The following is a 14,026-nucleotide window of genomic DNA, read 5'->3' as shown; positions in this document are numbered from 1 at the left end:
GTATGTCAGAGAACAAACTCTCACGCCGTACTTTTCTGACGGCGGGCTCTGCGCTTGTCGTGCTGCATTCTCCCGTTGTTCGCGCGCTTGAATCATCGGGCAGCGTCAACATTCAGGATTACAACCCACAGGATTGGGTGGCCTCTTTCAGGCAGGCGTTCAAAGAAGGGCAAATGGTCGTCGTACCAAAAGGCCTGGAATGTAAGGATCTCAATACTGCTATTGTTATTCCGCCAGGCAAAACGCTCTTCATACAAGGGCGAATAAGTGGCAATGGCCGTGGGCGCTTTATTCTGCAGGATGGATGCAAAGTGGTGGGCGAGCAGGGCGGGAGCCTGAAGAACGTTACCCTGGATGTGCGTGGTTCGGACTGTGTAATAAAAAGAATTGCCATGAGCGGTTTCGGTCCGGTGACGCAAATCTATATCGGCGGTAAAACTTCAAGGCTGATGCGTAATCTGATTATCGATGATATTACTGTCACACGCGCTAACTATGGGATTTTGCGTCAGGGTTTTCATAACCGAATGGATGGCGTAAAGATTACAAACTGCCGTTTTAGCGATCTCCAGGGAGATGCCATTGAGTGGAATGTGGCGATCAACGACAGCAACATCCTCATTTCTGACCATGTCATTGAACGTATTAACTGTACCAATGGCAATGTGAACTGGGGCATCGGTATCGGGCTGGCAGGCAGTACCTATGATAATAGCTATCCCGATGAACTGGCGGTAAAAAACTTCGTGGTGGCGAACATCACCGGTACCGACTGTCGGCAGTTAGTTCATGTGGAGAACGGCAAGCATTTTATCATTCGTAATATTACCGCGCGAAATATCACCCCGGATTTCAGTAAGAAAGCAGGCATTGATAATGCGACGGTTGCTATTTATGGATGTGATAACTTCGTGATTGATAATATCAATATGGAGAACAGCGCAGGTATGCTCATTGGTTATGGCGTCATCAAAGGTCGATATTTATCCATTCCACAAAACTTTAAGCTAAATAATATCCATCTCGATAACACCAAACGTGAATACAAATTACGCGGAATTCAGATCTCCTCTGGTAATGCAACGTCATTCGTGGCCATCACCAACGTGGAGATGAAGCGTGCCACGCTTGAGTTGCACAACCAACCGCAGCACCTTTTTTTACGTAACGTCAGGGTGATGCAGCAATCGGCCACGGGGCCCGCACTTAAGATGCACTTCGATCTGCGCCAGGACGTACGCGGTAAGTTTATGGCCAGGCAGGACACACTACTCTCACTGGCCAACGTACATGCAGTAAACGAAGCTGGGCAAAGTTCAGTTGACATTGACCGTATAAACCATCAGGTAGTGAATGTCGAAGCGGTAAATTTTCGACTACCGGGGCAGGGGAGGTAACTTTGCGACCATTCCTGGCTCAAGTCGCACATACTTGAGCTTAAGATTACTGCATTCTACAGATAAGCGGCGTAACATACGCGGCAACTGTACAATGTAATTCATACTGGCTAAAACAAGCTAAAAAGCTATAATTCAGCAACTAATGAATAGGTGAATGACTTAATGATTAATTTGAAAGCAGTTATTCCGGTAGCGGGTCTGGGGATGCACATGTTGCCAGCCACGAAGGCAATCCCTAAAGAGATGCTGCCGATCGTAGACAAGCCGATGATTCAATACATTGTCGACGAAATTGTAGCTGCGGGTATCAAAGAAATCGTTCTGGTAACTCATGCGTCTAAGAACGCGGTTGAGAACCACTTCGACACCTCTTACGAACTCGAATCGTTGCTTGAGCAGCGTGTTAAGCGCCAGTTATTAGCCGAGGTGCAGTCTATCTGTCCTCCGGGCGTGACTATCATGAACGTTCGTCAGGCTCAACTGCTGGGGCTGGGTCATTCAATTCTTTGTGCTCGTCCTATCATTGGTGATAACCCGTTTGTCGTGGTATTACCTGACGTTATTCTGGATACCGCAAGTGCGGATCCGCTGCGCTACAACCTCGCTGCCATGGTGGCACGTTTCAATGAAACCGGGCGCAGCCAAGTACTGGCTAAACGCATGGATGGCGATCTGTCTGAGTACTCGGTTATTCAAACCAAAGAGCCTTTAGACAACGAAGGTAAAGTCAGCCGTATCGTTGAATTTATTGAAAAACCGGATCAGCCGCAAACGCTGGATTCCGATCTGATGGCCGTAGGACGCTACGTGCTTTCTGCTGATATCTGGGCAGAGCTGGAAAAAACTGCTCCAGGTGCCTGGGGACGTATTCAGCTGACTGATGCCATTGCAGAGTTGGCTAAAAAACAGTCTGTTGATGCCATGCTGATGACGGGTGACAGCTACGACTGCGGTAAAAAGATGGGCTACATGCAGGCATTCGTTAAGTATGGGCTGCGTAACCTGAAAGAAGGGCCGAAGTTCCGTAAGAGCATCGAGAAGCTACTGAGCGAGTAGATATTTACAGCTCTTTGTGACGGTAAGCGAGAAAAAATAGCGGCAGCTAACATCCCAGCTTCTATGCTTTAAGCAATGGAATGTTACTGTCGCTTTTTTATGAAAAATGACCAATAACAACAAGTTAACCTACCAAGTTTAATCATGGCTTTGTCAGATTTTTTCTTGTTTCTGGTGGCATTTGGTAAGACAATTAGCATTTGAATTTAACAGAGCTTTGCGATAGCTGGCGGGGCTGGTTACATCTTTGGAATTTAGGTAGTGCTCTGGTTGCTGCAAGGCCAGGGGCGGTAGCGTGCATAATGCCCAGATGCCTGCATTATGTGCCAGCATATTAAATAGTATTCGTATAAACGATATTCGGAATTAAAACGTGAAAATACTAGTTACTGGTGGGGCGGGTTTCATTGGATCCGCAGTAGTTCGTCATATAATAAAAAATACTCAGGATACCGTTGTTAATGTCGATAAACTTACCTACGCCGGTAACCTGGAGTCGCTTGCCGAAGTCAGCGAAAATAATCGCTATTATTTTGAACACGCGGATATCTGTGATAAAGCGGCAATGGAGCGTATTTTTGCCACTCATCAACCGGATGCGGTGATGCATCTGGCAGCTGAGAGTCATGTTGATCGCTCTATTACAGGGCCTGCGGCTTTTATCGAAACGAATATCGTCGGTACCTATGTACTGCTGGAAGCTGCTCGTGGCTACTGGAACGGGCTGGAGGCAGATAAAAAACAGGCATTTCGATTCCATCATATATCCACAGATGAAGTATACGGCGACCTGCCACATCCAGATGAAGTGGCTGCCGGTACTGTGTTGCCTCTGTTCACCGAAAAGACGGCTTATGCGCCGAGTAGCCCGTATTCTGCTTCTAAGGCATCCAGCGATCACCTGGTTCGCGCATGGTTGCGCACCTATGGTTTCCCAACGATTGTCACCAACTGTTCCAATAACTATGGGCCGTATCATTTCCCTGAAAAGCTGATTCCGCTAGTTATCCTCAACGCGCTTGAGGGTAAATCCTTGCCAATTTATGGCAAAGGCGATCAGATCCGTGACTGGCTGTATGTTGAAGATCATGCCCGAGCCTTGTACACCGTTGTGACTCAAGGCGAGGTGGGTGAGACCTACAATATCGGTGGTCATAACGAGAAGAAAAACCTGGACGTAGTACATACTATCTGCGATTTGCTGGATGAGATTGTGCCTAAAGAGGGCTCTTACCGCGAGCAAATCACATATGTAGCGGATAGACCTGGCCACGATCGCCGTTATGCGATTGATGCGGCAAAAATCAGCGATGAACTGGGCTGGAAGCCGCTGGAAACCTTTGAAAGCGGGATCCGTAAGACTGTTGAATGGTATCTGTCGAATACGCAGTGGGTTGAAAATGTGAAAAGCGGCGCCTACAAGACGTGGATCGAACAGAATTACGGAGAACGTCAGTAATGAATATTCTGCTGTTTGGTAAAACGGGCCAGGTGGGTTGGGAATTGCAACGTGCGCTAGCCCCGCTGGGGAACCTGATTGCGTTAGATGTACATTCGAGTGACTATTGTGGTGACTTTAGTAATCCACAGGGCGTGGCAGACACCGTTCGTCGTATCCGGCCTGACGTTATCGTCAACGCGGCTGCCCATACGGCAGTAGATAAGGCTGAGTCCGAAGTTGAATTTGCTCGGTTGCTTAATACTACCAGTGTGGAGGCAATTGCCAGAGCTGCCGCAGAAATCGGGGCGTGGGTAGTGCATTACTCCACGGACTATGTTTTTCCTGGCACCGGCGAAACACCATGGCGCGAAACGGACGCTACAGCGCCGCTTAATGTCTACGGTGAAACCAAACTGGCGGGAGAAATGGCGCTTCAGACGCACTGCGCCAACCATTTGATTTTCAGAACCAGCTGGGTGTATGCAGGTAAAGGTAATAATTTTGCGAAAACGATGCTGAAACTGGCAAAAGAGCGCGCGGAGCTTTCGGTGATTAATGACCAGTTCGGTGCGCCAACCGGGGCTGAACTTCTCGCTGACTGTACGGCGCATGCTATCCGTGTTGCGATGAACAAACCCGACGTGGCTGGACTCTACCATCTGGTTGCGGGTGGAACCACGACCTGGCATGACTATGCAGCACTGGTGTTCGATGAAGCCCGTAAGGCAGGAATTGAACTGGCATTGACCCAGTTAAATGCGGTGCCGACCAGTGCGTATCCTACACCCGCACACCGCCCAACAAATTCTCGCCTGAACACCGATAAATTCCAGAATAACTTTAAGTTGGTATTACCGCAGTGGGATGCTGGTGTAAAACGTATGTTGGCTGAGTTGTTCACGACAACGGCGATCTGAATTTATTTTAATGCCCCTTGACGGGCATTTTGCACATAAAGAGATGATGAAATGAAAACGCGTAAAGGGATTATTTTAGCTGGCGGCTCAGGAACTCGTCTTTATCCAGTCACTATGGCTGTAAGCAAGCAACTGCTGCCGATCTATGATAAGCCAATGATCTATTATCCGCTATCCACGCTAATGCTGGCAGGGATTCGTGACATCTTGATTATTAGTACTCCACAGGATACCCCGCGATTTGAACAGTTATTGGGCGACGGTAGTCAGTGGGGACTAAATATACAGTATAAAGTACAACCGACGCCGGATGGCCTAGCCCAGGCATTTATTATTGGTGAAGAGTTTATCGGTAATGATGATTGTGCTCTGGTGCTTGGCGACAACATTTTTTACGGTCATGACCTGCCTAAATTAATGGATACAGCTGTTAATCAAGAAAGCGGCGCAACCGTATTTGCATACCATGTCAATGACCCTGAACGCTACGGAGTTGTTGAATTCGATAATAATGGAACTGCTATTAGCCTTGAAGAAAAGCCGCTGGAGCCTAAAAGTAATTATGCGGTTACCGGATTATATTTCTATGACAACGATGTGGTAGAACTGGCTAAAAATTTAAAGCCTTCCGCACGTGGTGAACTTGAAATTACTGATATCAATCGAATCTACATGGAGCAGGGGCGTTTGTCCGTTGCAATGATGGGACGTGGTTATGCCTGGCTGGACACAGGTACACACCAGAGTCTGATTGAGGCCAGTAACTTTATTGCTACGATTGAAGAGCGACAAGGTCTGAAGATCTCCTGCCCGGAAGAGATTGCTTATCGTAAGGGTTTCATTGATGCTGCACAGGTCGTAAAACTTGCAGAACCCTTGTCGAAAAATGATTACGGCAAATATCTTATAAAAATGGTTAAAGGTTTATAAGAGATGAATGTTATTAAAACAGTAATTCCAGACGTTTTAATTTTTGAGCCAAAAGTCTTTGGAGATGACCGGGGATTCTTTTTCGAAAGTTTTAATCATAGAATTTTCGAGGAAGCAGTGGGTCGCAAAGTATCTTTTGTACAAGATAACCACTCGAAATCTCGCAAAGGAGTACTGAGAGGTCTGCATTTTCAAAAAGGAGATCATGCACAAGGTAAATTAGTGCGCTGTACTCTGGGTGAAGTATTTGATGTCGCAGTCGATATCCGCACCAGCTCACCGACATTCGGAAAATGGGTAGGCGTGCATCTGTCAGCAGAAAATAAAAAGCAATTGTGGATTCCTGAAGGTTTTGCACATGGTTTCGTCACTCTTAGCGAAACTGCGGAGTTCCTTTATAAAGCGACTAATTATTATGCGCCATCTGCTGAAGGCAGTATATTGTGGAGTGATGACGCAATTGGTATCGAATGGCCGATAACACAGCATCCTGAACTTTCAGCAAAAGATACGATTGCTCCGTTGTTAAAACAAACTTCATTATTTGAGTAAAAAATAACTGTGTCACATCTAATCAAAATTTTCCCATCAAATATCGAATTCTCTGGAGAAGAAGATTCATCAATCCTCGATTCTGCACTGGCTGCGGGTATACATCTGGAACACAGTTGCAAAAATGGAGATTGCGGAGTTTGTGAATCGACACTACTCGACGGAGAGGCCGAAGATCCGTTGGGGAGAGTATATGGACGAGGGGATAAAGTCCTGACGTGCAATTGTAAGCCTAAGAGTAGCCTACAACTGCATGCTATATACTATCCTGAATTGCAAGGACAGGTAAAAAAAATTGTCCCTTGCAAAGTAAATAGTATTGAGCTCGTCTCTGCGGACGTCATGAAGTTAACTCTTCGTTTACCACCGACTGCAAAAATGGACTTTCTTCCGGGCCAATATATTAACCTGCAGTATAAGGGCGTAACGCGTAGCTATTCTATTGCGAATAGCAATGAAGCTGATGGGATTGAGTTGCACATCAGAAATGTTGCCAATGGTCAAATGAGCTCATTGATTTTCAGTGAACTACAAGTTAACTCTCTGATGCGTATCGAAGGCCCATGTGGAACATTTTTTATTAGAGAAAGTGGCCGTCCTATTATTTTTATCGCGGGGGGCACTGGGTTCGCTCCGGTTAAAGCCATGGTTGAGCACTTGGTGAAAAAAACATCATCTCGCGAGATCTATATCTATTGGGGGATGCCTTTAGCCAAAGATTTTTATTCTGCGTTGCCGCAAGAACTAGATGAAAAATTTGAACAAATTCATTTTGTTCCGGTGGTGTCTGGTGATGATCCAACATGGGGTGGGCGAAAAGGTTTTGTTCACCATGCAGTAATAGAAGATTTTGATTCACTGGAGCCATTTGATATCTATGCCTGTGGTTCGCCAGTTATGATCGATGCAAGCAAAAAAGATTTTATTTCCAAAGAAATGTCAGTTGATAATTTCTATTCTGATGCTTTTACCGCATCTAAATAAAATAGAGGGTTAGGTATGAAAGCGGTGATTTTGGCTGGTGGGCTTGGTACCAGATTAAGTGAAGAAACAATAGTAAAACCAAAGCCAATGGTTGAAATTGGTGGTAAACCGATACTTTGGCATATTATGAAAATGTACTCTTCCCACGGCATTAAAGATTTTATTATCTGCTGTGGATATAAAGGGTATGTAATCAAAGAATATTTTGCAAACTATTTCCTGCATATGTCTGATGTAACATTCCATATGGCAGAGAATCGAATGGAAGTTCATCACAAGCGTGTAGAACCATGGAACGTAACTTTGGTTGATACAGGTGATTCTTCTATGACTGGCGGACGTTTGAAGCGCGTAGCCGAATATGTAAAAGATGATGAAGCCTTCCTGTTTACCTATGGCGATGGTGTTGCTGATATTGATATCCGCGCGACAATTGATTTTCATAAAGCACATGGTAAAAAAGCGACCCTGACGGCGACTTTTCCTCCGGGACGTTTTGGTGCGCTGGATATACGTGGTGGCCAGGTTCAATCATTCCAGGAGAAACCGAAAGGCGATGGTGCAATGATTAACGGTGGCTTCTTTGTACTGAATCCTTCAGTAATTGATCTCATTGAAAATGATGCGACTACCTGGGAACAAGAGCCGTTGATGACATTGGCGAAACAGGGTGAACTCATGGCCTATGAGCATGCAGGATTCTGGCAGCCGATGGACACGCTGCGTGACAAAACGTATCTTGAAGGTCTATGGGAAAAAGGGACTGCCCCCTGGAAAACGTGGGAGTGATATCATGATTGATAAGAGCTTCTGGCAAGGCAAGCGTGTATTTATTACCGGTCATACGGGGTTTAAGGGGGGGTGGCTTTCTCTTTGGCTAAGTGAAATGGGCGCGACGCTAAAAGGGTATTCCCTTGATGCCCCCACAACCCCAAGTTTATTTGACATTGCCAATATCAGTTCGCTGATGGAGTCGGAAATAGGTGATATTCGTGATTTCGAAAAATTACGTAACTCAATAGCATCTTTTAAGCCAGAAATTATTTTCCATATGGCAGCACAACCTCTTGTCCGGCTGTCTTATAAAGAGCCTATTGAGACGTACTCAACGAATGTCATGGGCACTGTGCATTTACTCGAAGCGGTAAAACAGGTTGGGGGTATAAAGGCTGTAGTCAATATCACCAGCGATAAATGCTATGAAAATCGTGAATGGGTTTGGGGTTACCGCGAAAACGAAGCAATGGGCGGTTATGATCCATACTCTAATAGCAAAGGATGTGCTGAATTAGTTGCTTCTGCATTTCGTAGTTCGTTTTTTAATCCTCAAAATTATGCTCACCATGGTGTTGGCCTTGCTTCAGTTAGAGCAGGAAACGTTATTGGCGGTGGTGATTGGGCGGAAGATCGTCTGATTCCCGATATTTTGCGTTCTTTTGAGAATGACCAGCAGGTTGTTATTCGTAACCCTCACTCCATTCGGCCATGGCAACACGTACTTGAACCCCTTTCAGGGTATATCGTGGTTGCACAAAACCTCTACACTGACGGTGTGAAATACTCAGAAGGTTGGAATTTTGGCCCTCGTGAAGAGGATGCTAAAACGGTTGAGTTTATTGTCGATAAGATGGTTACGTTGTGGGGAGAGGGGGCGAGTTGGTTGTTGGATGGCGAGGATCATCCACATGAGGCACACTATCTCAAACTGGACTGCTCAAAAGCGCATATGCAATTAGGTTGGCACCCTCGATGGGCGCTAGTTGAAACACTTGGTCGTATTGTTAAATGGCACAAAGCATGGATAAACGGCTCGGATATGCTGGAATATTCGAAACGTGAAATTCATGATTACATGGCCACTACTACTTTTAGCTAAAATAGATAAGTACAGGAATTATAGCAATGACAGCAAAAAACCTGCGTGAACAAATTTCCAAACTCGTTGCCGAGTATGCCGATGAGGCGTTAAGCCCAAAACCTTTTAATGCAGGTGTGAGTGTTGTACCACCTTCAGGAAAGGTCATTGGCGCCAAAGAATTACAGCTGATGGTTGAAGCATCTTTAGATGGATGGCTTACCACGGGGCGTTTTAATGATGCTTTCGAAAAGAAACTCGGTGAGTTTATTGGCGTGCCTCACGTATTAACAACCACTTCAGGCTCATCAGCAAACTTGTTAGCGTTAACTGCATTGACCTCACCAAAATTAGGGGACCGCGCACTGAAGCCTGGTGATGAAGTTATTACTGTCGCAGCAGGATTCCCCACAACTGTTAACCCAACAATCCAGAACGGATTGATTCCAGTTTTTGTTGATGTAGATATCCCAACTTATAATGTTGATGCTTCTCTTATTGAAGCTGCTGTGAGTGAAAAATCAAAAGCGATTATGATCGCGCACACATTGGGTAACACGTTTGATTTAACTGAAGTTCGCCGTATTGCAGATAAGTATAATCTTTGGTTAATCGAAGATTGCTGTGATGCACTTGGTTCGACGTATGATGGCCAGATGGTAGGTACATTTGGCGATATTGGGACCGTGAGTTTCTATCCAGCTCACCATATCACGATGGGAGAGGGTGGTGCTGTCTTCACCAAATCGGGTGAGTTAAAGAAATTGATTGAGTCTTTCCGCGACTGGGGACGTGATTGTTACTGCGCACCTGGCTGTGATAATACCTGCGGGAAACGTTTTGGTCAGCAACTTGGTTCTCTGCCGTTCGGATACGATCACAAATACACCTATTCTCATTTGGGTTATAACCTGAAAATTACGGATATGCAGGCTGCATGTGGCTTGGCACAGCTAGAGCGTGTTGAAGAGTTTGTGCAAAAGCGCAAAGAGAACTTTGTATATCTTAAGCAAGGTTTACAATCCTGTGCTGAATTTCTTGAGTTGCCGGAAGCCACAGCGAAATCTGACCCATCCTGGTTCGGTTTCCCTATCACACTTAAAGAAACTAGCGGTGTTGAACGTATCGATTTAGTGAAGTTTCTTGATGAAGCCAAAATCGGTACCCGTCTGTTATTTGCAGGTAATCTGACCCGCCAGCCGTATTTCGCAAATGTGAAGTATCGAGTTGTAGGGGAATTAACTAATACAGACCGTATAATGAATCAGACCTTCTGGATTGGTATTTACCCAGGGCTGACTACGGAACACTTAGACTATGTAGTTAGTAAGTTTGAAGAGTTCTTTGGTTTGAATTTCTAAGTAAATTTATTAAGTTTGGTGATTGTGATGACGAATAGAAAAAAAATTGTAGTTTTAAGTGGAGCATCTGGCTTTATTGGTAAGCATATGCTCAAAGCTTTGCAGTTGTCTGGCATATTTGTTATCGCAATCACCCGCAATGTTTTGAAAAATGATAATTCGAACTTATCCAATGTAAAATGGTGTGATTGGGAAAATATTGAGTCACGATTTGTAGAATATTCAGTTGGTTCAACGCTTATTGCTGTTATTCATTTAGCAACAGAATATGGAAGAAATTCTTCATCATTAGTAGAGGTAGAGGACAGTAATGTTGTAAAACCTCTTAAATTGCTTGATTTTGCAGTTAAGTACAAAGCTAAAGCATTCATAAATACGGATAGTTTTTTCTCTAAAAAAGAGTTTTCGTATCGATACATGCAGCCATATATAATAACTAAAAAACACTTTGACGCAATAGGACGGTACTATAGCGATCTTCATGATGTTTCATTTGTAAACATGCGCTTAGAGCATGTTTATGGTCCCGGAGACGGTGAAGGGAAATTTATCCCGTACATTTTGTCACGATTAATTGATGGTCAATTAGATATAAAATGTACCTCTGGTGTGCAAATCCGAGACTTTATTTATGTCGATGATGTTGTCTCTGCATACTTAACTGTATTAGAAAAAATAGATTATATTCCTTCATATATTGAATATCAGGTGGGTACAGGTAATGGAGTTAGTCTTCATGATTTTCTTATTTATTTGAATCATTTAATACCACGCTCACCCGGAACGTTTGATTTTGGTGCATTGCCACAGCGAGAAAATGAGATAATGTATTCTGTTGCTAATAATAATGATTTAATTAAGTTAGGTTGGAAACCAAAATTTGATTATAAACTCGGAATACAAGAGTTGCTTAGAAACACACAATTTTAATGTTTGTTGAATGATTTTAATTATATATTTAATCATTCTTCATTAAGCAGAGTGTGATGCAGGTTAACAGAATAGTGAAATTTAAATTGTTAAAAATCCCCAATCACTTAATTATCGCTGGCTCATCATGGTTATCAAAAATAGTCATTGCAGGTGTGCAGGTAGCTAGTATTTCTTATCTTTTATCTATATTAGGTGAAGAAAAGTACGCAGTATTTAGTCTATTAACTGGATTATTGGTATGGTGCAGTGCTGTTGATTTTGGTATAGGCACAGGACTTCAAAATTATATTTCTGAATGTAGGGCTAAAGAAAATAATTATGATGGATTCATTAAAGCCGCGTTGCATTTGAGTTTTTTTGCGATTTTATTTTTTATATTGCTTTTCTATGTTTTTTCCGGAGTTATATCTTCACATTATCTTTCCTCATTTTATACAACTTTGCAAGGTGAGACTCGAGAGATCTTTTTTATTGCTTGTTTGGTTTTTAGTTCAATTGGTATCGGTACGATTGCATATAAGATCCTTTTCGCAGAATTAGTCGGTTGGAAGGCCAATTTGCTGAACGCAGTTTCATATATGATTGGTATGTTTGGGCTTTTGTTTATATATTATGAAAAAATAAGTATCGATATCAAATATTCATTAGTTGTAATGTACCTTCCGGTGGGTTTGATTTCCATATGCTATCTGCTTTATCGATATATAAAAGTAATAAGTATTAAAACAAGTAAGTTTTATTACTTTGCATTATTACGTAGATCGGCAGGTTTCTTTGTTTTTACTGTATTATCGATATTAGTACTTCAAATGGATTATATTGTTATCTCTCAGAGACTAACACCGACAGATATTGTTCAGTATACTGTGACTATGAAGGTTTTTGGGTTGGTATTTTTCATCTACACAGCAGTGTTACAAGCATTATGGCCAATATGTGCAGAGTTAAGAATTAAGCATCAATGGCAAAAACTTAATAAAATGATTGTTATAAATATAGCAACGGGTTCATTTTTTGTTATAGGGTGCACAGCTTTCATTTACACTTTTAAGGTTCTATTATTTTCAATAATAGCTAAAGATGTAAATTATCAGATGTCTATGATATCATTTATACTAATCGCGATTTATTTTTGTCTACGTGTATGGTGTGATACCTATGCGATGTTACTGCAAAGTATGAATTATTTGAAGGTTCTTTGGATATTAGTACCATTACAAGCAATTGTCGGAGGGGTATCTCAATGGTACCTATCACAATTATTCGGTATTAATGGTGTGTTACTCGGATTAATTATATCTTTTGCTGTCACTGTTTTCTGGGGACTTCCACTGACTTATTTTATAAAAGCAAAAAAGGTTTGATTGCATGATTGTCTCATTTTGTATACCAACTTATAATAGAAAAGATTTTTTAGAAGAGTTGCTCAATAGTATTAATGATCAGAAAGTTCCAAATTTCGATATAGAGGTATGTATTTCGGATAATGCATCAACTGATGGTACTGAGAGCATGATTGAAATTTGGAGACAAAATTTCAATTTTCCGATCGTTTACCACCGCAATAGTGAAAATCTTGGCCCTGATAGAAATTTTCTTGCATCTGTCTCGCTTGCATCAGGTGATTACTGTTGGATATTTGGTAGTGATGATGCACTTGCTGATGATGCATTAATCACATTGGAGTCTTATCTTCATTCTAATGCAGATGTATATTTATGTGATAGAAGTGAAACTGGTTATGATTTGTCAAAAATAAAAAATCCACATCGTAATTGGTTGAATTCCACAGATCATTTATTTATGTTCAATAGTGCTTTTGACAGGGCAAATTATTTCAATAAATGTCTATCTATTGGAGGCGTGTTTAGTTATCTGAGTTCTATAATCGTTAAAAGATCTAGCTGGGAAGAAGTGGATTTCGATGACTCATTTTTCGGTACTTCTTATCCACATGTTTACATTATGATGAATATTTTTTGCAAAAATTCTTGTAGATTGCATTATTTAAACAAGCCATTAGTCATATGCCGTGGAGATAATGATAGTTTTGTAGGTTCTGGGAAAACAAATAGAATTGCGATAGATTTCGTAGCCTATTTTAAATTTTCTGAAAGGTTTTTCAGCGGTTCTGATATGTTGAAAAAATCTTTTGATAAAATATTACTGAGAGAAAGGCCTTGGATATATACTTCTCTTTCTATTGCATGTTATGGAAATAGTGAAGATAAAAATAAGTTTTCCACTTATTATAATAGATTTGGCTATAATGCCAAGATAACTAATATATTATATTACTTTGGGGATTTGGCTCGAATCGCTAAAAAAAATGATGTAATAAAAAAAATAGTTAAGAAGATTTTAAATTAAAATTCACTCTAATTAACGCTGAGAGACACTAATTGTAATGTCTTGAAATAGCTATGTTAATTTTTTAATTCTATATCAGCTATTGGTTTTGCCCAATTTTATAATGATTTCAAATCGTGTTCCGAGTGAAGTGTAAAATTAATAAGATTCAATATTATACTAGTTTAAAGATTTATTTTATTTATTGTTAAAAAAGTAAATAGCTAAATTGAATAGATAATATTCAC

13 protein-coding genes are annotated in these 14,026 nt (G+C 41.9%); all 13 read left to right on the top strand.

Annotated features, from left to right (window positions below; all coding sequences use genetic code 11):
* Positions 1 to 2 precede the first annotated feature (2 nt).
* The 13 genes from wcaM to OGV74_RS13760 all read left to right on the top strand — a co-directional run bounded on the left by wcaM (position 3) and on the right by OGV74_RS13760 (position 13,799).
* Entirely contained in the window at positions 3 to 1,397 is a 1,395-nt protein-coding gene (gene wcaM, locus OGV74_RS13820; RefSeq protein ID WP_086504311.1) for a colanic acid biosynthesis protein WcaM, read from the top strand.
* Between the two features lie 165 nt (positions 1,398 to 1,562).
* Positions 1,563 to 2,456 carry a GalU regulator GalF gene (gene galF / locus OGV74_RS13815; protein WP_086504310.1) on the top strand — a complete coding sequence of 298 codons (894 nt, stop codon included), beginning with the start codon at positions 1,563 to 1,565 and terminating at the stop codon, positions 2,454 to 2,456.
* Positions 2,457 to 2,829: 373 nt separating this feature from the next.
* Positions 2,830 to 3,915 (top strand): dTDP-glucose 4,6-dehydratase, encoded by a 1,086-nt coding sequence (rfbB, locus tag OGV74_RS13810; protein ID WP_071697540.1) that lies wholly within the window; start codon positions 2,830 to 2,832, stop codon positions 3,913 to 3,915.
* Positions 3,915 to 4,814 carry a dTDP-4-dehydrorhamnose reductase gene (rfbD, locus tag OGV74_RS13805; protein ID WP_071697541.1) on the top strand — a complete coding sequence of 300 codons (900 nt, stop codon included), beginning with the start codon at positions 3,915 to 3,917 and terminating at the stop codon, positions 4,812 to 4,814. The genes rfbB and rfbD overlap by 1 nt, the downstream gene beginning before the upstream one ends.
* A gap of 51 nt (positions 4,815 to 4,865) precedes the next feature.
* Positions 4,866 to 5,744: a glucose-1-phosphate thymidylyltransferase RfbA gene (gene rfbA / locus OGV74_RS13800; protein WP_071697542.1), complete on the top strand. Its 879-nt coding sequence runs from the start codon at positions 4,866 to 4,868 to the stop codon at positions 5,742 to 5,744.
* Between the two features lie 3 nt (positions 5,745 to 5,747).
* Positions 5,748 to 6,296 (top strand): dTDP-4-dehydrorhamnose 3,5-epimerase, encoded by a 549-nt coding sequence (rfbC, locus tag OGV74_RS13795; protein WP_086504309.1) that lies wholly within the window; start codon positions 5,748 to 5,750, stop codon positions 6,294 to 6,296.
* Positions 6,297 to 6,305: 9 nt separating this feature from the next.
* Positions 6,306 to 7,280, top strand: a complete 975-nt coding sequence (locus OGV74_RS13790; RefSeq protein ID WP_086504308.1) for an FAD-binding oxidoreductase — start codon at positions 6,306 to 6,308, stop codon at positions 7,278 to 7,280.
* A 15-nt stretch (positions 7,281 to 7,295) separates the two neighbouring features.
* Positions 7,296 to 8,069 carry a glucose-1-phosphate cytidylyltransferase gene (gene rfbF / locus OGV74_RS13785; protein WP_071697545.1) on the top strand — a complete coding sequence of 258 codons (774 nt, stop codon included), beginning with the start codon at positions 7,296 to 7,298 and terminating at the stop codon, positions 8,067 to 8,069.
* 4 nt (positions 8,070 to 8,073) lie between these two features.
* Positions 8,074 to 9,156, top strand: a complete 1,083-nt coding sequence (gene rfbG, locus OGV74_RS13780; protein ID WP_086504307.1) for a CDP-glucose 4,6-dehydratase — start codon at positions 8,074 to 8,076, stop codon at positions 9,154 to 9,156.
* Positions 9,157 to 9,182: 26 nt separating this feature from the next.
* Positions 9,183 to 10,496 (top strand): lipopolysaccharide biosynthesis protein RfbH, encoded by a 1,314-nt coding sequence (gene rfbH / locus OGV74_RS13775; protein WP_071697547.1) that lies wholly within the window; start codon positions 9,183 to 9,185, stop codon positions 10,494 to 10,496.
* Positions 10,497 to 10,523: 27 nt separating this feature from the next.
* Positions 10,524 to 11,426 (top strand): SDR family oxidoreductase, encoded by a 903-nt coding sequence (locus OGV74_RS13770; RefSeq protein ID WP_071697548.1) that lies wholly within the window; start codon positions 10,524 to 10,526, stop codon positions 11,424 to 11,426.
* A 74-nt stretch (positions 11,427 to 11,500) separates the two neighbouring features.
* Entirely contained in the window at positions 11,501 to 12,793 is a 1,293-nt protein-coding gene (locus tag OGV74_RS13765; protein ID WP_081368720.1) for an MATE family efflux transporter, read from the top strand.
* 4 nt (positions 12,794 to 12,797) lie between these two features.
* Positions 12,798 to 13,799, top strand: coding sequence for a glycosyltransferase family 2 protein (locus tag OGV74_RS13760; RefSeq protein WP_071697549.1), 1,002 nt, complete (start codon positions 12,798 to 12,800; stop codon positions 13,797 to 13,799).
* The last annotated feature ends 227 nt before the right edge of the window (positions 13,800 to 14,026 follow it).

It is taken from the genome of Citrobacter sp. Cf116 (genome assembly GCF_030336505.1).
Taxonomy (GTDB): Bacteria; Pseudomonadota; Gammaproteobacteria; order Enterobacterales; family Enterobacteriaceae; genus Citrobacter; species Citrobacter freundii.
Note: the sequence above shows the minus strand (reverse complement) of the source record. Positions and strands in the feature narration are given on the sequence as shown.